Annotated in this window: 17 protein-coding genes; 10 read left to right on the top strand and 7 right to left on the bottom strand. The window is 57.7% G+C overall.

All coding sequences use genetic code 11. The features are described from left to right. Positions 1-49: 49 nt before the first annotated feature. Both ORY85_RS00085 and ORY85_RS00080 read left to right on the top strand, forming a co-directional pair. Positions 50-997, top strand: coding sequence for a pseudouridine synthase (locus ORY85_RS00085; protein WP_274570747.1), 948 nt, complete (start codon positions 50-52; stop codon positions 995-997). Positions 998-1067: 70 nt separating this feature from the next. Beyond that, entirely contained in the window at positions 1068-2366 is a 1299-nt protein-coding gene (locus ORY85_RS00080) for a hemolysin family protein (protein ID WP_274570748.1), read from the top strand. Between the two features lie 152 nt (positions 2367-2518). Here the strand turns inward: ORY85_RS00080 and yhbY are convergent, their stop codons facing one another. Beyond that, positions 2519-2800, bottom strand: coding sequence for a ribosome assembly RNA-binding protein YhbY (gene yhbY, locus ORY85_RS00075; protein ID WP_274570749.1), 282 nt, complete (start codon positions 2798-2800; stop codon positions 2519-2521). A gap of 141 nt (positions 2801-2941) precedes the next feature. On the opposite strand from yhbY, the gene ORY85_RS00070 reads away from it, so the two are divergent. Together ORY85_RS00070 and ftsH are read left to right on the top strand one after the other, a co-directional pair. After that, positions 2942-3562, top strand: coding sequence for an RlmE family RNA methyltransferase (locus ORY85_RS00070; protein WP_274570750.1), 621 nt, complete (start codon positions 2942-2944; stop codon positions 3560-3562). A gap of 65 nt (positions 3563-3627) precedes the next feature. Continuing rightward, positions 3628-5691 carry an ATP-dependent zinc metalloprotease FtsH gene (ftsH, locus tag ORY85_RS00065; RefSeq protein WP_338578111.1) on the top strand — a complete coding sequence of 688 codons (2064 nt, stop codon included), beginning with the start codon at positions 3628-3630 and terminating at the stop codon, positions 5689-5691. Positions 5692-6256: 565 nt separating this feature from the next. Here ftsH and ORY85_RS00060 read toward each other — a convergent pair. Continuing rightward, positions 6257-6520, bottom strand: coding sequence for an acyl-CoA-binding protein (locus ORY85_RS00060; protein WP_274570751.1), 264 nt, complete (start codon positions 6518-6520; stop codon positions 6257-6259). 194 nt (positions 6521-6714) lie between these two features. Here ORY85_RS00060 and cysG point away from each other — a divergent pair, with 194 nt between their 5' ends. Further along, complete coding sequence (cysG, locus tag ORY85_RS00055) at positions 6715-8091, top strand: siroheme synthase CysG (protein ID WP_274570752.1); 1377 nt, start codon at positions 6715-6717, stop codon at positions 8089-8091. Positions 8092-8160: 69 nt separating this feature from the next. Here cysG and alr read toward each other — a convergent pair whose 3' ends face one another. Next, entirely contained in the window at positions 8161-9222 is a 1062-nt protein-coding gene (alr, locus tag ORY85_RS00050; protein WP_274570753.1) for an alanine racemase, read from the bottom strand. Between the two features lie 630 nt (positions 9223-9852). Between alr and ORY85_RS00045 the strand changes: the two genes are divergently transcribed. Continuing rightward, complete coding sequence (locus ORY85_RS00045; RefSeq protein ID WP_274570993.1) at positions 9853-10110, top strand: hypothetical protein; 258 nt, start codon at positions 9853-9855, stop codon at positions 10108-10110. A gap of 116 nt (positions 10111-10226) precedes the next feature. Here ORY85_RS00045 and ORY85_RS00040 read toward each other — a convergent pair whose 3' ends face one another. The 3 genes from ORY85_RS00040 to clpX form a co-directional block, all read right to left on the bottom strand. Continuing rightward, positions 10227-11558 (bottom strand): DUF3482 domain-containing protein, encoded by a 1332-nt coding sequence (locus tag ORY85_RS00040; RefSeq protein ID WP_274570754.1) that lies wholly within the window; start codon positions 11556-11558, stop codon positions 10227-10229. Beyond that, positions 11555-12937, bottom strand: coding sequence for a DUF2868 domain-containing protein (locus ORY85_RS00035; RefSeq protein ID WP_274570755.1), 1383 nt, complete (start codon positions 12935-12937; stop codon positions 11555-11557). The genes ORY85_RS00040 and ORY85_RS00035 overlap by 4 nt, the downstream gene beginning before the upstream one ends. Positions 12938-13057: 120 nt before the next feature. Next, a complete protein-coding gene (gene clpX, locus ORY85_RS00030) occupies positions 13058-14335 on the bottom strand; it encodes an ATP-dependent Clp protease ATP-binding subunit ClpX (protein WP_274570756.1) in 1278 nt (425 codons plus the stop codon). A 246-nt stretch (positions 14336-14581) separates the two neighbouring features. Here clpX and ORY85_RS00025 point away from each other — a divergent pair, with 246 nt between their 5' ends. Continuing rightward, positions 14582-15517, top strand: a complete 936-nt coding sequence (locus ORY85_RS00025; RefSeq protein ID WP_274570757.1) for a serine hydrolase — start codon at positions 14582-14584, stop codon at positions 15515-15517. A gap of 79 nt (positions 15518-15596) precedes the next feature. Continuing rightward, positions 15597-16511: a bestrophin family protein gene (locus ORY85_RS00020; protein WP_274570758.1), complete on the top strand. Its 915-nt coding sequence runs from the start codon at positions 15597-15599 to the stop codon at positions 16509-16511. A gap of 205 nt (positions 16512-16716) precedes the next feature. Here the strand turns inward: ORY85_RS00020 and secA are convergent, their stop codons facing one another. After that, positions 16717-19473 carry a preprotein translocase subunit SecA gene (gene secA, locus ORY85_RS00015; protein ID WP_274570759.1) on the bottom strand — a complete coding sequence of 919 codons (2757 nt, stop codon included), beginning with the start codon at positions 19471-19473 and terminating at the stop codon, positions 16717-16719. Between the two features lie 125 nt (positions 19474-19598). On the opposite strand from secA, the gene ORY85_RS00010 reads away from it, so the two are divergent. Both ORY85_RS00010 and azu read left to right on the top strand, forming a co-directional pair. Then, complete coding sequence (locus ORY85_RS00010; protein WP_274570760.1) at positions 19599-20045, top strand: DciA family protein; 447 nt, start codon at positions 19599-19601, stop codon at positions 20043-20045. A gap of 111 nt (positions 20046-20156) precedes the next feature. Beyond that, positions 20157-20699, top strand: a complete 543-nt coding sequence (gene azu, locus ORY85_RS00005; protein WP_274570761.1) for an azurin — start codon at positions 20157-20159, stop codon at positions 20697-20699. Positions 20700-20730 lie beyond the last annotated feature (31 nt).

Genomic DNA, 20730 nt, shown 5'->3' with positions numbered 1-20730 from the left:
AACCCCCGAAAATTTACCGCCGCCATTTTATCAGAGTACAATCGCGCCCATGAAAAAAACGCCGCCGCTGCCGCCGCTCAACGGCATCCACCCCAGCTATCTGCATCTGCCGCACCGCCCGCCGGCTCCTGCGCCGCTGCTGCTGGATTATCTGTGCCACAAATTTCCCTTTATCGGCCGCGACACTTGGGCGGCACGGCTGGACAGCGGTTTCGTTGCCGGTTCAGACGGCCGCCCGCTCAACCGCCACACGCCGTTTCTGCCCGGCCAAACCATTTATTACTACCGCGACACCGGCGGCACAGAGCCGCGCGTACCGTTCGACATCGATATTCTCCACATCGACGAACACTTGATTGCGGTGGACAAACCGCCGTTCCTGCCCGTTACACCCGGCGGCCGCTTCCTGCACGAAACCGTCCTCACCCGCCTGCGCCGCCACCCCGACCTGCAACACCTCGACACCGCCGCCATCAGCCCGCTGCACCGTTTGGACAAAGACACGGGCGGGGTCATGCTGTTCAGCCGCAACCCCTCCGCCCGCAGCGCATACCAGCGGCTGTTTCAGGAACGCGCCGTTGCCAAAACCTATCAGGCCATCGCCCCCGTCCGACCGGATTTGGCCTTCCCGTGCGATATCCGTTCGCGGCTGGTGCGCGGCGAAGCGTTTTTCCTGACCCAAACCGTCGCAGGCGAGCCGAACGCCCACACCCGCATCGAACTGATCGAAACCGCCAACGGCTTCGGCCGCTACCGCCTGATGCCGGTCAGCGGCAAAAAACACCAGCTGCGTGTACATATGGCTTCGCTGGACATTCCGATTCTCAACGACCGCCTCTATCCCGAAGCGCAGCCCGACAGCCCCGACGACTTCGTCAAACCGCTGCAACTGCTCGCCCTCAGCATTGCTTTTACCGACCCGTTCAGCGGACAAAACCGCCGTTTCGACAGCCGCCGCAGCCTCGCCCTGCCGACCGGAACACAACAGGCCGTCTGAAAACCGCTGCAACACAGTTTTCAGACGGCCTGTGATACAATCGCTTGTTTGCGAACAATTATTCCCGTATATGAATATTCTTGAAGCCGCACTCCTGCTGATACTGCTGATTGCCGCCAGTGCATTTGTCTCCTGCGCCGAGCTGGCTCTGGCTTCCGCACGCAAAATCAAATTGCAGATTCTCGCCAAAGAAGGCAATACGCGCGCATTGGACGTCATCCATATGCAGCAGCATCCGGGCAGCTTCATTACCGTTGTACAGATTATCCTGAACGCCGTCGCCATTCTGGCCGGCAGCATCGGCGAAGCCGCCGTCCGCCCCTACCTTTACCGCCTTGCAGACCGCCCTGACGGCTGGACCGCCACGCTGCTGTCCCTGCTGTCCTTTCTACTGATTACCGGCAGCTTCATTCTGCTGGCAGATCTGGTACCCAAACGCTTTGCCATGACCCGCCCCGAACGAGTGGCTGTCCGCGTGGTACGCCCCATGCTGCTGCTGATTTTCCTGCTCAAACCTTTTGTCTGGATTTTCGACGGCCTGGCCAATCTGATTTTCAGACTGCTGCACATTGACACCGCCCGCAAGGAGCAGCTGACTTCCGAAGACATCTATGCCGTTGTCGATGCCGGCGCACAGGCCGGAGTCATCAAGCAGCAGGAGCACTATTTGATTGAAAACATTTTCGACATGCAGCAGCGCACCGTCACCTCCACCATGAGCACACGCGAACATATTGTCTACTTTGACAAAAACGCCGCTCCCGACCACATTATGCACATCATGGCGGAAAAACCGCACAGAAAATTTCTGGTCTGCGACGGCGACCTAGAACGTGTTATCGGCTACATCGAATCACACACACTCCTGACCCTGTTCATTCAAGAACAGTCGCTGCGCCTGACCGACAAGCGGATGCTGCGCAAAGTGCTGTTCATTCCGGATACGCTGTCCCTTTACGACGTTTTAGAAACTTTCAAAAACTCGGGAGAAGATTTTGCCGTCGTCGTCAACGAATACGCCTTGGTCGTCGGCATAGTGACACTGAAAGATGTGATGAGCATCGTCATGGGAGAACTGGTCAATACCGAAGAAGAACCACAGATTATCCGCCGAACCGACGGTACTTGGCTGGTGGACGGCACGACACCGCTGGAAGACGTGATGCGCGCCCTGGATATCGACACTTTTCCCAACGCGGAAAATTACGAAACCATTGCCGGCTTTATGATGTATGCTCTGCGAAAAATCCCCAAGCGTACCGACTTTGCCGAATACGGCGGCTACAAATTTGAAATCATCGATACCGAAAACTTCAAAATCGACCAACTGCTGGTTACCCGTCAAACCAACCCCGAAACTTCCGACTGACCCGCCTCTGCCATACCGCCACCGACACTGCCCGGGCATTTGGCCTTTATCCGGCAAAACGCACAGCCGAACCCGAACCGGATCATGCCCGAAATCCCAACCACAAGCCTTTCAGACGGCATGACCCGCCACAATACTGCCCAAATTCCCGGCTAAGCTTCCAAATTCTTACGCCACAGCACCAGCAGTTTGCCGATATGCTGTACCGGCTGCGCACCAACCGCCGCACACAACGCTTCACACACCGCCATACGCTCGACACGGTCGTCGCCCAGCACCCTGACCTTAATCAGCTCGTGCGCCGTCAGCGCCGCATCGGTTTCCTGAATAACCGATTCTGTCAGACCGTGCCGGCCGATCATCACCACAGGATGAAGATGGTGCGCGCGCGCCTTCAATTCGAGAATCTGCTTGGTGGAAAGTTTGTCCGTCATAAACATTCAGCCGTAAAGAAAAATAAAAGCGCATTTTACGCCAAAGCCCCGCCGCCGTCATGCGGCAAAAACAGACAAAGCCCCATCGCAACGGGCAAAATCGCGTACAATAAAGCGGTTGAAATTCTCTGCACAACCATCATGGCAACCCGTTCCAAATCCTCCAAAGCCTGGCTTTCCGAACACGTGAACGACCATTACGTCCACCGGGCGCAAAAAGACGGCTACCGCGCCCGCGCCGCATACAAACTGCTGGAAATCAACGAAAAAGACCAATTGATTAAAGAAGGCACCGTTCTGGCCGATCTGGGCAGTGCACCGGGCAGCTGGTCTCAGGTGGCCGCCAAACTGGCCGGCGGCAGCGGAAAAGTTTTCGCTCTCGACATTCTGCCGATGGAACCCCTGCCCGACGTATCGTTTATCCAGGGAGACTTTCGCGAAGAGACGGTTTTGGCCGAATTTGAATCTTTACTCGGCAACCGTGATTTGGATCTTGTAATTTGCGATATGGCGCCCAATATGTCGGGCAACGCGGTAACCGACCAGGCCAGAAGTTTTTATTTGTGCGAACTGGCTCTGGATTTTGCCCGCAGCCGCCTCAAAAACGGCGGCAGTTTTCTGGTGAAAGTGTTTCAGGGTGCAGGTTATCAGGAATACCTTGCCGCCATGCGCGAAACTTTCACCACCGTGCAGACCAGAAAGCCGGGTGCCTCACGCGGCCGTTCCAGCGAGATTTATCTTTTGGGGAAAAATAAACGCTGACAAGGCAGATGGTCTGCTTTACAATTATTTCTTTAATTTTTGATAAGAATCAGGAGCCTGTTCAGGTGGGGAATTTTAAACATTTATTGGTTTGGCTGGCTTTGGGTATCGGCCTGATGGCCGCTTACAACGCCTTGGGCGAGCGTAAGGAAGAAAGCCAGCAGATCGAATATTCGCAATTTATCGAACAGGTAAACAACGGCGAAATCGCCAATGTCAATATCGAAGGTTCGCTTGCCAGCGGCTACGTCATCAAAGGCGAACGCACCGACCAAACCACGTTCTTCACCAACGCGCTGCCCGCCGACGACAAGCTGATGAGTACGTTGCTGGATAAAAACGTGCGCGTGAAAATCACACCCGAAGAACCGCCCGGTATGCTGCGCAGCCTGCTGTTCAGCCTGCTGCCCGTGATGCTGCTGATCGGCGCATGGTTCTGGTTTATGCGCATGCAGGCCGGCGGCGGCAAGGGCGGTGCGTTTTCCTTCGGTAAAAGCCGTGCCAAACTCTTGGATCGGGATGCCAATAAAGTAACGTTTGCCGATGTGGCGGGCTGTGATGAAGCCAAAGAAGAAGTGCAGGAAATTGTGGATTACCTGAAAGCGCCGAACCGCTATCAGAGTCTCGGCGGGCGTGTACCGCGCGGCATTCTGCTGGCCGGTTCGCCCGGTACCGGTAAAACCCTGCTGGCCAAAGCGATTGCGGGCGAAGCCGGTGTACCGTTTTTCAGCATTTCCGGTTCCGATTTTGTCGAAATGTTTGTCGGTGTGGGTGCCAGCCGCGTACGCGATATGTTCGAGCAGGCCAAGAAAAACGCGCCCTGCATCATCTTTATCGACGAAATCGATGCAGTCGGCCGCCAACGCGGTGCGGGCTTGGGCGGCGGCAACGACGAGCGTGAACAGACCCTCAACCAGCTGCTGGTGGAAATGGACGGCTTCGAAAGCAACCAAACCGTCATCGTGATTGCCGCCACTAACCGCCCCGACGTTCTCGATCCCGCCCTGCAGCGGCCGGGACGTTTCGACCGCCAAGTCGTCGTCCCCCTGCCCGACATCCGCGGCCGCGAACAGATTTTGAAAGTGCACGCCAAAAAAGTGCCGCTGGACGAATCGGTGGATTTGGTTTCACTGGCGCGCGGTACGCCCGGTTTTTCCGGTGCGGACTTGGCCAATCTGGTCAATGAAGCCGCACTGTTTGCCGGACGGCGCAACAAAGTCAAAGTGGATCAGAGCGATTTTGAAGATGCCAAAGACAAAATCTATATGGGTCCCGAACGCCGCTCTATGGTAATGCACGAAGACGAAAAACGCGCCACCGCCTACCACGAAGCCGGCCATGCGATTGTTGCCGAAAGCCTGCCGTTTACCGATCCCGTGCATAAAGTAACCATTATGCCGCGTGGCCGTGCTTTAGGCCTGACCTGGCAGCTGCCCGAACGCGACCGCATCTCGATGTACAAAGACCAGATGCTGAACCAAATCGCCATTCTTTACGGCGGCCGCATTGCCGAAGACCTGTTTGTCGGCCGCATTTCCACCGGCGCATCAAATGATTTCGAGCGCGCCACGCAAATCGCACGCGAAATGGTTACCCGTTTCGGCATGAGTGAGAAAATGGGGCAAATGGTATATGCCGAAAACGAAGGCGAAGTCTTTCTCGGCCGCAGTGTAACCCGATCACAGAATATTTCCGAGAAAACGCAGCAGGAAGTCGATGCTGAAATCCGCCGCATTCTCGACGAGCAGTACGCCGTGGCCTATAAAATCTTGGACGAAAACCGCGACAAGATGGAAACCATGTGCAAAGCACTGATGGAATGGGAAACCATCGACCGCGATCAAGTGCTGGAAATTATGGCCGGCAAGCAGCCCAGCCCGCCGAAAGATTACAGCCACAATGTGCGCCAAGACGATGAAGGGAGCGAAACCGAACCCCGCCCTGCCGCACCGGTGGAAGCCGGCCATCAGGATACGCCCTCCGGCAGCGGCGGCATGGTACAGGACAGTGCAACCGTCGGCCCCGAAGCCGACCCGCAGCCCAACCCGAATCCCCACCTGAATCCTGACAGCGTAACCGCTGGCGGCGAAGGTACATACCAGGCACCTGATGCCCACCGCAAAGACTGAACGTCCGAATCAAAACAGCCTGCCGATGCAGGCTGTTTTTTTACGTTGTCCAAGCAGACGGCTTCATTCTGCCGGATTCGAGAATCCGACTTACCGGCCTGCCCATTGGACTATTTTCCACACCCCAGCAAACAGGCCGTCTGAAATCCGACAGATAACCCGCCTAGACAAATGTAGGTCGGATTCTCGAATCCGACATCATATGACCACATAAAAAACGGCCGCCCAAAATCATCTCGAACGGGCATCACGGTTTCCGCAGCTAAAAACATCACAACCACCCTGCCAAAAATAGCTGTCGGATGTAGGTCGGATTCTTGAATCCGACATCATACCAACCGCATCAAAAACGTCTGCCCAAAACCATGCTGCATCGGCCTCATGGTTTCCGCTCCCGAAAGCACCGCGGATAACCCGTGCAAGATAGCCGTCGGATTCAAGAATCCGACCTACTTTGGGTCACATACGAAACAGTATTGCACAGCCATTTTCGGATGCAGAAATCCGGCTGCCCAAACAAAAAAGGCGGAAACCCTTTCCGCCTTTTTTGTTCCTTTCCGTCCTTTTATTCCTCGTTCAACAGCCGCTCGACTTCGGCCACATAGCCCGTCATCGCATCATCGGCCGACATACCCTGCAATTCGCTCCACGCGGCGTATTTTTTCTTGGCCACCAAATCAAACGTACCCGGTTTGTCGCCGTGTACATCGCCTTCGGTGGCCTGTTTATAGAAAGCATACAGTTTCAGCAGGGTCGCATTGTCGGGACGCTCGGCCAGGCTCACCACATCTTGTTGCGCCTGCTCGAATTTCTGTTTCAAATCGCTCACAGCATTCTCCTTTCAGAATGAGTCGGTAAAACACGGTTTTATCATGTTTTCAGACGGCGTAAAAGGCGTTTTGTGAAGTATTTATTCCAAAACGGATTAGAAGTTTGCGTTATAAGGATAGCCGCGAAAAGTCTTTCCGCCGCGACACACCGCACTTCTACAATGGCGCATTCTCGGTTTTCGGACAGCGGACAATGAATTATTTTCCTTTATTTGCCGACTTGCGCGGCGAGCCGGTGCTGGTGGTCGGCGGCGGCACGGTGGCCGAACGCAAAATCGCGCCGCTGCTGGAAGCAGGTGCTTCGGTACGCGTGGTTGCCCGAAAGCTTAATAGTCAAGTTCGTGCATGGGCAGACGAAGGCCGTCTGAATTGGGTGGCAAACGAATTTGCAGACGGTATGGTTCATGATGTTCTGCTGGTCATCGCCGCTACCGATGACGAAACGCTCAATCGGCACGTTTCTCAGGCCGCCAAAGCCGCCAAGCGGCTGGTCAATGTGGTAGATCGGCAGGAGCTGTGCACGTTTATCACCCCGGCCGTCATCGACCGCTCGCCGCTGCAAATCGCCGTGTCGAGCAACGGCACATCGCCGGTATTGAGCCGCCGCGTGCGGCAGGCCGTCGAAAAATGCGTGCCGTTTTCGTTCGGCACAATGGCGCAGCTGGCAGCCGAAGCGCGTGATGATGTGAAAGCCGCCCTGCCCGATTTGGCGCGCCGCCGCCTGTTTTGGGAGCAGCTGTTCGACGGGGTGTTTGCCGATTATTGCGCACAAGGCCGTCTGAACGATGCCCGCCGCGAACTGAAACAGCGGCTGGCTGCCGATACGCCGCCGCAGGGTTCGGTGTGTCTGGTCGGCGCGGGGCCGGGCGATGCCGGGCTGCTCACACTGCACGCGCTACACGCCATTCAGGCAGCCGATGTGGTGCTGTATGACGCGCTGGTGAGTGATGAGGTGATGCGGCTGGTGCGCAAAGATGCGGAAAAAATCTGCGTGGGCAAACGGGCGCAGGGTCATCAGGTGCGGCAGGAGGAAACCAACCGCCTGCTGCTGGAACACGCCCGCAGCGGCCGGCGCGTGGTGCGTCTCAAAGGCGGCGACCCGTTCGTTTTCGGGCGCGGCGGCGAAGAATTGCAGGTGCTGGCCGAAGCGGGGATTCCGTTCCGCATCGTGCCGGGCATTACCGCCGCGCTGGGGGCTACGGCTTATGCCGGTATCCCGCTGACCCACCGCGATTATGCCCAATCGGTGCAGTTTATCACCGGCCACTGCCGCGCCGACGGCAGCGATGTCGCTTGGCAGAATTTCGCCCAAAACAATCAAACGCTGGCAGTGTATATGGGAACCATCCGCGCGGCCGAAATTGCCGCACAACTGATCCGCCACGGCCGCGCCGCCGACACGCCCGTCGCCATCATCAGCAACGGTACGCGCCGCAACCAGAGCGTCATCAGCGGCCGTCTCGACCGTCTGGCCGATTTGGCCGCACGCGCCGAGGCTCCCGCCCTGATGGTTATCGGACAGACCGCCGCGCTGCACGGGCAGCTGGACTGGTTCGGCAAGCGGGACTGATTCCTATGCAAAAGGCCGTCTGAAAACCCTGTGACGCGGTTTTCAGACGGCCTTTGCCGTACCGGCGGCTTATTCCGAATAAACAAAACGCCCGCGCTTGGCGTGGCACAACAGCTCGTACGCCACCGTACCCGCCGCCGCCGCCACTTCATTGACGCTCACCGCATCGCCCCACAATTCCACTTCGCTGCCGACATGGCCGTGCGAACCGTTCAGCTCCACCGTCAGCATATCCATGGACACGCGGCCGATAATACGGCTTTTTTCCCCGTCCACCGCCACCGGTGTACCGCTGGGCACACAGCGCGGATAACCGTCGGCATAACCGCAGGCCACCACGCCCACCCGCGTCGAACGCTTGGTATAAAAAGTCGCCCCGTAACCCACCGGCTCGTGCGGCTGCAACACGCGGTCGCAGAATACACGGCTGACCATACGCATCACCGGACGGATACGCGGGTCGTTTTCCAGAAACGGATCCGCGCCGTATAACGCCAGCCCTGCCCGTCCCCAATCGCGCCGCGCCTGCGGATAAGCCAAAAGCGCGGCAGAATTGCACAAACTCGTCTCGCCCGCCGGCAAATCCGCCACCGCCAGATCAAACGCCTCCATCTGCATTTCGGTCATACCGCGCTCTTCATCATCGGCAGCGGCAAAATGGGTCATCTTCACAATACCGGCCACATGGCGGCTTTGCCTGAGTGCCGTGTAAGCCGCAGCATAATGATGGGGGAAAAAACCCGCACGGTGCATACCGCTGTCCATTTTCAGCCATACATGGACAGGCTGCTGCCAATCATGGTTCAACAAAGCTTCCAACTGCCATTGGCAGCCCACTACCGGCCACAGGCGCAAACGGTCCACTTCGGCATATTCGGCCGCATCAAACACCCCTTCCAGCAGCACAATCGGCGCATCAATACCGTTTTCGCGCAACTGCACCGCCTCTTCCAGACAGGCCACAGCAAAACCGTCCGCCATACCGGCCAGCGCCTGCGCACAGCGTACCGCCCCGTGGCCGTAAGCATCGGCTTTGACCACCGCCAGCAGTTTGCCGCCGTGGATTTGTTTCAAAGTCTGATAATTTTCACGCAGATGGTTCAAACGGATTTCGATTTGCAAAGGGCGCATAATGATTTTCTCCACAGACTCGGCGGCAACACGCCATTATAGCGCAAGGCCGTCTGAAAACGGCGCAGAAAACAGGCAAAAAAAATGCACACATTTTTTCAAATGTGTGCCAAGTCTACAAAGGAGAAATAGAGGAGAAACTGTCAAACAGCTGCTTTGCTGCTCAACGAAACGTATTATGCATCAAGGCTTTTATGCGGGTCAATAAAAAATTCTGATATTTGCAATAAAACAGCTTTATTTACAAAAACACAACAATAGTAAGCCATACGAACCAAACCGAAATAAAATCATCAATAAAATGTCCGCATTCCAACACCTCTGCCGTCTCTGCCGCGCTTTTTCCATCGACCGACCGGCTGCCTGAAAACCACATGCCCAAATCGTAAATTATCGGATTCAGGAATCCGACCTACCTGAACAGCCATCAGGCAACAAAACGGATTTGCTCAACCGCGCCTTGAAGCCGTTTTCAGACGGCCTGCATTTCGATGGCGGGTCTGCACGCCTTTAATCGATTCGTCGGCGGTAACGGCGGAAAATTGGCGGGACTGGCTGGCGGTGTTGCGCGAAAAACTGCCGCATTATGACGGTGCGCTGGCGTTGGCAGATTGCGGCAAGCCCGTCGTGATGACGGGATCGCAGCAGCCGTTTTCCGTGCCCGGCAGTGATGCACAGGGCAATCCGGCCTTGGCGGTGGCGGCTTTGACACTGGCACGGCCGTCTGAAAATCAAGAAAATCCTCTTCAACGGATTTACCCTGTTTTCAGACGGCCTGACCATCTGTCCAAGTGGGGAAGATGCATTTTTTCATTTGCTTTCACGGACGAAACGGAACAGCCCGCAGCAAACTGCCTGCCGTATCCCTCAGGCTGGCCGGATTCTTGAATCCAACCGTTTCAGGTATGGCAACTGTGGTGAAGATTTCAACACCCTTCGTTTTGCCTTTTGCCAAACCTGCCATTTTTACGGCCGACATCGGCCGGCCAAGCCGCCGCCCTGCTTCAAGGCAGCTTCTCGGCCAATTCTTCCGCCGCCGCCTGACGCGCCCGCCGGCTGTATTCGGCATCGCCCGTATTGAGTGCCGACCATTTGGCGCGCCCCCTGGCCTCGCCGATTTGCGGCGGCAGGCGTCTGTCTGTCCACGGTGCACGGCCGCTGATGATGCTGACGGGGGTTTGCGCCGCATGGCCGCGTTTTTGCAGCGCGTCCAATAAATCCATGGCGCGCGCGGCCAGCAGCCGAATGGTGTCGGGATCGATGTGCAGGGTTTGGCGGCCGCTGAGTTTGTCGCCGATCTGCTGCATATTCGGCAGTACGCCGCCGATCATGCTGCCCAAGGCCGTACCCAGCCCCAGCGTGCCGCCCAAGGCAGCCATGTCCACCCCCATACCGATCAGCGCACCGGCGGCCGCACCTTTGCCGGTGCGGATACCGTACTGTTTCAGCAGTTCGCCGTCAAACGGGTCTTGGCGGAAAGCCTTCAACACCCATTCGCCGTTATCGATGTCCTGCCGATAAAAGCGGTAGTGGCGGAACAGCTGCTGCTGCAAAGCACGTTCCGCTTCGCGTACCGCCTGCTGCATCTGCTGTAAGACGGGTTCGGCATGTTCTTGGACATCGATTTCCTGTTTGTAGGCCGCGACATCGAGCAGAAAATGGGCAATATCTCGCCGCGCTTCGCGGTTTAATTCCGCCCAATCGCGGCGGCGCGCCGCCATCAGGCGGTCGGTCAGGCTGCGGTCCGGCAGCATGGTAGCCAGATTGTCCCACAGGCGCATTTCGCCTTCAAAATCAAACGCCACCGTATCGAAACCGCTGTAAACATGCAGCAGGCGGCGTGCCAGCATCTCAGTCCAATCGCGCAAATCGCGGCCGCCGGTAAAGTTGAATACCGGCATCACCGGTTTGGCACACCACGACAAAACGGTTAATTCGTCTTTGTATTTTTCCAACACCGGTTCGCGCGCGTCCACCACATACAGCGCGGTGTCGCTTTGCAGCATCTGGCGCAGCACTTTGGCTTCCTGATTGAAATCCCCCGCCGCCGCTTCGCTGTCGAGAAACTGCATAATCCGTTCCACGCCGTCCAGCCGTGCGGAAGTATGCGCCTCCAACCAGTCAAGCACACCGCCCGCATCTTCCAGACCGGGTGTGTCGTACAGCTCCACCAGCACCGTGCCGCCGTCGCCGATGACGGCGCGCTCGACATGGCGCGTGGTGGCGGCCGCGTTTTTGACTTCGCCGAAGCCGCTGTCGCGCAACAGGGTACGCATCAGCGAGGTTTTCCCGGTATTCGTGTGGCCGACAACGGCCAAAGCCAACGGTTTCATCATTGTTCCTGACGGGTTGCTGCCCAAAAAGGCGGATTCAGATAAGGCAGCGAACGCTCGTCCAAAGCCTGCCGCCATTGCTGCATATAGATTTCGAGGCCGTCTGAAAACGCGTTATGCGCCGATGCCTCTCCTGCTGTCTGCGGTTTTTCCGCCAGCAGCTGCACTACCGCGCCGCCTTGCGCCGCATCGGCCAGCTCCGTGATACGGCGCAAGGTGCCGCGGTCGGGCACGCTGTGCAGGCGCACGCCGATCAGCAGCTGCGCAGGCGTTTGTGCCAATGCCGCTTTCAGCGCGGCCGTATCGCCGCGTCCTGCCGCCACGCCCTGATCCTGCCATTCTTCGCCCAATACATACCGCCACCAGCCTGCATCCGGCCACGGCGCATCGAGCACCACCGCCCAACGCTGCGCGTCGGCCGGTACGGCTTTCGGCTGCACGGCCGGCCTGTGTTCCCGAACCGAATCGGCATCCACCACCTGCCGCTGCCACGTTTCGATAATGCGCCGGTAATATGGCAGCGATACCGGCAGCACATCGGCCGATACCCGCATCCGGCAAAACAGCCACGCCGCCGCACGCGGCAGCAGGCCGTAACAAACCATGCTGCCCACCAACAGACCGCCCCACTGCACCGCCGACACCGCATCGGCCGCCTGCCTGCTCGCCGCCACCGCCGCCGCATCGGGCACAGGAAAGCCCAACTTCGCGGGCAGCCAGCCCAGCAGCAACACCAGCGCGGCAAAATGGCCGTCTGAAAACAGGGTACTTTCCCAGTTGAAGGTATATTGGCGCACACTGAGCAACAGCAGCACCGCGCCCAGCATACCGCCCAAACTGGCCAGCCAGAAGCGGTGTCCCAAAGCCCCCGCCTGCCACTGCGCCTGCGGCCGCTGCCACATTTCGCCGTACAGCCGCGCCACAGCCTGACCGACCGCATCTCTGCCGCGTACCAGCCAAGCCGGATCCAACAGCGGCATGGCCGTTTTCCGTCCCGCCGCCGCAAACATCAGCCACAAAACAAACATCAGGCTGTTCATGCCCAGCACGCCGGTCAGCAGCACGAAAAAATTCAATCCCGACTGCTGCATCAAACCGAAACCGGCCGCACCGCCCAACACAAACCACAACAGGGTCAGCAGCCCGATCAGGCGGCGGCGGTTGCTTTCCACCCGCGCCAGCGCGGCCGCCAAACGGCCGTCGCGGTCGAGCATCTGGGCACGGCGCACCAGTTTTTCCGTATCCGTTGCGGCAGCGTTGCGCAGATGCGCCGTGATGAGCGCGGGGTCGCTGTCGAACAGATACCCGTGCGACTCCAACAGGCGCACCAGCTCGGTCAGGCGGTAATCCCCGCCGCCGACTGTCCGGTTTGTCGCTTTCATGCTTTCCCCTTCATCACACCGGCCGCACAGAGCCGTCTCCCTCAAACAAAGGCCGTCTGAAAACGGCAGTGCAGGCTGTTCTGCCCGCTGCCTTTTTCAGACGGCCCGGCCACCGCCGCATCAGGGACGGTACAGACTGCCTTCGGCGGTAAACAGTTGCGGCTGCTCGCCTTTTTCCACCACATCGGCACCCACCACCACTTTTTTCACCTGCGGCAGCCCCGGCAAAAGATACATGGTTTCCAAAAGCGCGCGTTCCACCAGCGAACGCAGGCCGCGCGCGCCGGTTTTGCGCGCCAGTGCCAGACGGGCAATACTGCGCAGCGCATCGTCTTCAAACACCAGCTCCGCCCCTTCCATTTCAAACAGTGCCTGATACTGTTTGACCAGCGCGTTCTTCGGCTCGGTCAAAATATTGACCAGCGCGTCTTCGTCCAGCTCGGCCAAAGTGGCAATCACGGGCAGGCGGCCGATTAGCTCGGGAATCAGGCCGAATTTAATCAAATCTTCCGGCTCCACCATGCCGAACAGCTCGCCGATGTCCGCATTATCGTCTTTACTGTGCACACTGGCACCAAAGCCGATACCGCCTTTTTCGGTACGCTGGCGGATCACTTTTTCCAGTCCGGCAAACGCACCGCCGCAGATAAACAGGATATTGGTGGTATCCACATTGATAAAATCCTGATTCGGGTGTTTGCGCCCGCCCTGCGGCGGCACAGAGGCCACCGTACCTTCAATCAGTTTCAGCAATGCCTGCTGGACCCCTTCGCCCGACACATCGCGGGTAATCGAAGGGTTGTCGCTTTTGCGCGAAATTTTGTCGATTTCGTCGATATATACAATACCTTTTTGGGCTTTCTCCACATCGAAATCGCATTTGCCCAGCAGCTTGGTAATAATCTGCTCGACATCCTCGCCCACATAGCCCGCTTCCGTCAGCGTGGTCGCATCGGCCATCACAAACGGCACATCGAGCTTGCGCGCCAGCGACTGCGCCAGCAGGGTTTTGCCCGACCCCGTCGGCCCGATCAGCAGGATATTGCTTTTGGACAACTCCACTTTTTCCGAATCTTCGGGGCGGCGCAACCGCTTGTAATGGTTGTACACCGCCACCGCCAAAGCTTTTTTGGCATATTCCTGACCGATAACATGGTCATTCAGATTCTCAACGATTTCAGACGGCGTCGGCAGCCTGCCCGTCCCGGCCGCCTCACCGTCAGCCTCACCGGCCTGAGGAGCGGCACCCTCTGCCGTTTCGCCGTCATCTTCCAACACCGCCCGGGAAGCCGCCACGCATTCATCGCAGATATAGCGGCCGGTTATCCCCTCAATCAGATGCTGCACCTCATCTTCGTGCTTGCCGCAAAGCGAGCAGATATGTTCTTTCGTCGTCATACTTTATCCTTGCCGTCAGCGTGCCGCAGCCGCCCGAAAAACTGCCGATTATAATAGATGACACCCCGCCTGTTCAATTTCCCGCCGCCGCAAACTGCCGATGCCAGTGAAAACCCTTGCAAAGATTGCGGGCTTTGCTTTACAAGAAAATGAATTTTCTTGAAAATAAAAAAGTTTTCCATTCAAACCCGCCAATGGTACACAGCCTTGACGGCTGCGGGTTTGCCGACCGAAAGGCACAGAATCATGCGTATCCTCAAAAAACTGACCGCCGCCTGCCTGGGGTTGGGCGTGTTTTTGACCGCCCTGCCCGCTGCGGCCGACACCAATGTCGATGTCCTGGGCCAGTTTCTCGAACAAAACTTCAATACACCCCAGCAAGATGCGCTGGGCCAGTTTCTCGACCGCAGCGGACAGGTCGAAGCACAGGCCGCCGTCGCCGGCCCGCTCTTGGCTTCGCAGGCCGCGCTGATTATGAACAACCGCACGGGCGAAATTCTTTATCAGAAAAATATGCACCGCGTGATGCCCGTCGCTTCGATTTCCAAAGTGATGTCGGCCATGGTGATTCTGGATGCGCGGCTGAATATGAACGAGCCGATTACCATTACCGAAGCGGAAATCGACCGTCTGAAAGGTACGGGCAGCCGCCTGAGCATCGGCACGACGCTGACCCGTGCCCAAATGCTGCATTTGAGCCTGATGTCGAGCGAAAACCGCGCCACCGCCGCACTCGGCCGCACCTATCCGGGCGGCATGGGTGCATTTGTCGCCGCCATGAACCGGAAAGCACAGAGTCTGGGTATGCACAGCAGCCGCTTCTACGAACCGACCGGCTTGGACTACCGCAATGTTTCCACTGCCGGCGATCTGGCCAAAATGGTGGCCGCCGCCAGCCAGTATCCCCTGATCCGCAGCAACAGTACGTCCAATACCGCATCGGTTTATACCGCCAACGGCAGCCTCCAGCAATACCGCAATTCCAATGCGCTGGTACGCGAAGGCTGGGACATCGAAATGCAGAAAACCGGCTATATCCGCGAATCCGGCCGTTCGATGGTCGTCAAAGCCAATGTCAACCGCCAGCCGGTAACCATTGTGCTGCTCAATTCGCCCACTTCCGCCACGCGCGTCAATGATGCGCGCAGTATCGAAAGCTGGATGATCCAAAGGCCGTCTTAACGGATTCAGAACCGCAGGCAGGCCGAACCTGCCTGTTTTTTTACCGCCGCTTTCAGACGGCCCATACGCAAAACACATTATGATTGTTCGGAACAAAGACAACCGGTTCCGCCTGCTGTTCGCCTGGCACGGCACCATTCTGCCCCGCGTGCTGCCCACGGTTTCGGGCGTCATGGCTTTATCCACCGTTGCATGGCTGCTCTCCCACTACCGTCTGTACCCGGTAACCGGCGTACCGGCAGTCGGCTTTACCGTGTTCGGCGTGATCATTTCGATTTTTCTCGGCTTCCGCAACAGTGCCTGCTACGAACGCTGGTGGGAAGGACGCAAATTGTGGGGAGCATTGGTAGCCAATACCCGCCATTTAAGCCGCGACAGCCACTTCCTGCCGCCGCCCGCACGTGAGGCTCTATTAAACGATATGCTGCTGTTTGTCAGCCTGCTGCGCCACCGCCTGCGCGGTACCGCGCCCTCCGAAGCACACCTGCTGCCCTACGGCCGGTCGGGCGGCTACAGCTTTCTCCAATACCGGCAGGATCCCAACCCGCCGCAGCGCATACTCGAACACATGCAGCAGAAATTGATCACCGCCTGTCAAAAAGGCGACATCAGCGACATCATCTACACCAGCATTCAGCGGCACATGATTGAAATGGGCAACGTTCAGGCAGGCTGTGACCGTATCGCTTCCACCCCTCTGCCTTTTCCTTATTCGGTACTGCTGCACCGGGCAGTATTCTGCTTCTGCTGGGCACTGCCGTTCGGTCTGGAACCGGTCATGGGCATCTGGACGCCGTTTCTGGTCGGTTTTCTGTCCTACCTGCTGCTGGGGCTGGACGAATTAAGCCACCAGCTTGAAGACCCTTTCGGTGCCGACCACCACGATTTGCCGCTGGATACACTGGTGCGCATGATCGAACGCGAAACCTTAAACCTGATGGCGCAGCCGCTGCCCGAAGCCGCCACGGCAGACCGTTTCTACTGCTACCGCTGATCCCCGCAAAACTTTGATGCAGGGGGCACCAAACCGTTTTATGCTGCTTGGCGCATACGTACCGACAAGCGGGCTGCACCAGCCCGAAACAAACGGCGGCAGATGACGGCCGCTTCTCTCCCGATAGCGTCCGCACCGGTATAAAAAGGCCGTCTGAAAACCGCATGATGCGTATTTTCAGACGGCCTTTTATCCGTGGCGGCGTTTATGCCAGCTTACCGTGGCACTGCTTGTATTTCAAACCGCTGCCGCACGGGCAGGGATCGTTGCGGTGGATGACGATGCCGCGCCGCGCCAATCCGTCCTGACTGTAATCTTCGCCGCCGTTGGGATCAAACGCACCGGCAGCCAGACCGCTTTTCGATTGCGACAAGACTTCCTGCATATCCGGCGCATCGGCTTGGAAAGCGCGGCCTTCGACTTCGGCCGGCGCGGTTTCTTCGGCCGGATTTTCGTTGCGCTGCACCTGAACCGACACCAGCAGCGAAGCGATTTGATACTTGATGCCGCTCCACAGGTTTTGGAACATCTGGAATGCCTCGCGCTTGTATTCCTGCTTCGGATTTTTCTGCGCATAGCCGCGCAGATGAATCCCTTGACGCAGATAATCCATCGCCGCCAAATGCTCGCGCCATTGTGTATCAATGACTTGGAGCATCACATTGCGCTCGAAACCTTTCATATTGGTTTCGCCCACCAAATCGTATTTTTCGGCATATTCCCGCTCGATCTGCTCCATCAGGCGCGCTTTGACGTCTTCGTTATCCAACGTGTTGTCGGCTTTGAGCCAGCCCTGAATATCGGCCTGAACACGGAACTCGCCTGCAAGCTGGTTTTCCAATGCGGCCAAATCCCACTGCTCTTCCATGCTGTCCGGCGGCATATGCGCATCCACCAGATTTTCCACCACTTCGCGGCGGATTTCTCCGGCCAACGCGCTGATTTCCTGCGTGGTAAGAATATCGTTGCGCTGATGGTAGATGACTTTGCGCTGGTCGTTGGCGACATCGTCGTATTCCAACACCTGCTTGCGCATATCGAAGTTGCGGCCTTCCACTGTGCGCTGCGAGGCTTCGATTCGGCGGGTCAGCATACCGGCTTCAATCGCCATGCCACGCTCAGGTGTCAAACGGTTGAGAATGGCGGCCGCACGGTCCAAGGCAAACAGGCGCAGCAGCGGATCTTCAAACGACAAATAAAAACGGCTCGAACCGGGGTCACCCTGACGGCCGGATCGGCCGCGCAGCTGATTGTCGATGCGGCGGCTTTCGTGCCGCTCGGTTCCGATAATGTGCAGGCCGCCTGCGGCCAACACACTGTCATGCTCGGCCTGCCAGCCGTTTTCCAGCTCGGCAATCCGCGCCGCTTTTTCTTCAGCACTCAGGGTTTCATCGGCCTCCACTGCCGCGCTTTGGTGTTTCACATTGCCGCCCAGCACAATATCCGTCCCGCGTCCGGCCATATTGGTGGCCACCGTAATCGCGCCCACTTTACCCGCCTGCGCCACAATCAGTGCCTCGCGCTGATGCTCTTTGGCATTCAGTACATTGTGCGGGATACCTTCCTGCTTGAGCAGATGCGACACCAATTCGGAATTTTCGATGCTGGTGGTCCCCACCAATACCGGCTGGCCTTTTGCGTAACACGCTTTAATGTCTTTGACGACGGCTTCGTATTTTTCTTCGGCCGAGCGGAAAATCTGGTCGTTGTAGTCTTTGCGCTGAATCGGGCGGTTAGTGGGGATAATCACGGTTTCCAAACCGTAGATGCTTTGGAACTCGAATGCTTCGGTATCCGCCGTACCGGTCATGCCCGCCAGTTTTTCATACAGGCGGAAATAGTTTTGGAACGTAATCGATGCCAAAGTCTGGTTTTCGCGCTTGATTTCCACACCTTCTTTGGCTTCCACTGCCTGATGCAGGCCGTCTGACCAGCGGCGTCCGGCCATCAAACGGCCGGTAAACTCGTCCACAATCACGATTTCGCCGTCCTGAATCACATAATGCTGGTCGCGGTGGAACAGCGAATGCGCGCGCAGGGCGGCCATCAGATGGTGCATCAGCGCGATATTGCCCGCCGAATAGAGCGAATCGCCTTCGGCCAGCAGCCCCATCTGCGTCAGCACCGCTTCGGCGTGTTCGTGCCCCTGTTCGCTCAAAATCACGCTGTGGTTTTTCTCGTCCACCCAGAAATCACCCGCACCGTCTTCTTTTTCCTGCCGCACCAACTGCTGCGGGACTTGGTTCATCACCTGATACAGGCCGATATTGTCGTCGGCCTGGCCGGAAATAATCAGCGGTGTGCGCGCCTCGTCGATCAAAATGGAATCGACTTCATCGACTACGGCGAAATTCAGCGTACGCTGGACTTTGTCGTATTGGTCGGCCACCATATTGTCGCGCAGATAGTCGAAACCGAATTCGTTGTTGGTGCCGTATGTAATGTCGGCACCGTACGCGCTTTGGCGGTGGAACGGTTCCAGCTCGCTGACAATCACACCCACGCTCAACCCCAAAAAGCGGTACAGCGGCTCCATGGTGGCCGCATCGCGCTGTGCCAGATAGTCGTTGACCGTAACGACGTGCACGCCTTTACCCGAGAGCGCGTTCAAGTAAACCGGCAGCGTGGCCACCAGCGTTTTACCCTCACCCGTGCGCATTTCGGCGATTTTTCCGTGGTGCAGCACCATACCGCCTATAAGCTGTACATCGAAATGGCGCATGCCCAACACCCGGCGCGATGCTTCGCGGCAGACGGCAAACGCCTCGGGCAGCAGGCTGTCGAGTGTTGCGCCGTCGGCCAGCCGCTGCCTGAATTCAGCGGTTTTGGCTTTCAGTTCCTCATCGGACAACGCCTGCATCTGCGCTTCCAGCGCATTGATTTGCGCAACGGTTTTGCGGTATTGTTTCAGCAGGCGGTCGTTACGGCTGCCGAACAGTTTTTTGGCAATATTGGTAAGCATAATATCCTGAGCCTGTATCTTTTAAAGGCATAAACGCCTGCATTTTAGCACAGGCGGGCATTGAAACGTACTGCCGCGCAAAATGCGGCGCCAGATTATTTTTTCAAGCATAAGGCCGTCTGAAAATGGATTTTTCGACTATCGGCAAACGGGTCGGCAGAAACGACGACCCCGATGCGCGCGCCCATCTGGCATTCTTACTTGCCGCCGCCAACGAATGGCGCAAACTGGATGCCCAAATCTCCCCCCTGCTGCCGGCCAACCTGCGCCCCCATGTGCGCACCGCCTGCCTGGAAAACGGCTGCCTGGTGCTGCTGGCGGCCAACAACATCACCGCCTCGCGCATGAAAATGCTCGCCCCCGCCCTGCTGCCGCGCCTGAACGCGCTCAACAGCCATATCCGCGACGTGCGCATCAAACTCTCACCCAAACCCGATATGCCGCCGAAAACCAACCGGCTGGCATTGAGCGGCGAAACTGCGGCGCAGTTCCGCCATACCGCCGACCGGCTGGCGCACCACCCGCAGCTGGCCGAACGGCTGCGCCGCCTGGCCGACCGCCACCAGAAATAAATTTCCGCCGCACGGTTTGATTTGTATCAACCATCCGCCGCGACTTCGGGTGCATACTGATGCCGATTGTACCAACAGCCTTTCCAACCCATCGAAATCCGAGGAATGATCATGAAAACCTATCTCACTCTGATTGCCGCCGCACTCGCACTGACCGCCTGCTCGCAGGAAACTCCCGCTCCGGCCGCACAGGAACCCGCCGCACCGCCTGCCGCCTCCGCCACAGCAGACACGGCCGCCGTACCCGCTGCCGATGCGCCTGCGGCCGTCTGCGAAGTGGTGGTGGAATCCGATGACAATATGAAATTCAACACCGACGAAATCGCCATCGACAAAGCCGCCTGTGCCGAATTTAAAATCACGCTGAAACACAAAGGCAAAATGCCCGTTGCCGCCATGGGGCACAATATCGTGATTTCCAAAACCGAAGATGCCGCCGGCGTAGTAGCCGACGGTGCCGGCGCCACCGCCGACAACGGTTATGTCAAACCCGGCGACAGCCGCGTCATCGCGGCCACCAAGCTCATCGGCGGCGGCGAGGAAACCAGCATCGTCATCGATACCGGCAAATTCACGGCAGGCAGTGCCTATGAGTTTTACTGCACCTTCCCCGGCCACTACGGCATGATGCGCGGGGTAGTGAAAGTCAGCTGAACCGCCGCACCGTTTTACCGTTTTTCAGACG

This window comes from Neisseria leonii (genome assembly GCF_028776105.2).
In the GTDB taxonomy this organism is placed as follows: domain Bacteria; phylum Pseudomonadota; class Gammaproteobacteria; order Burkholderiales; family Neisseriaceae; genus Neisseria; species Neisseria leonii.
This window is presented reverse-complemented; position numbering and strand designations above follow the sequence as displayed.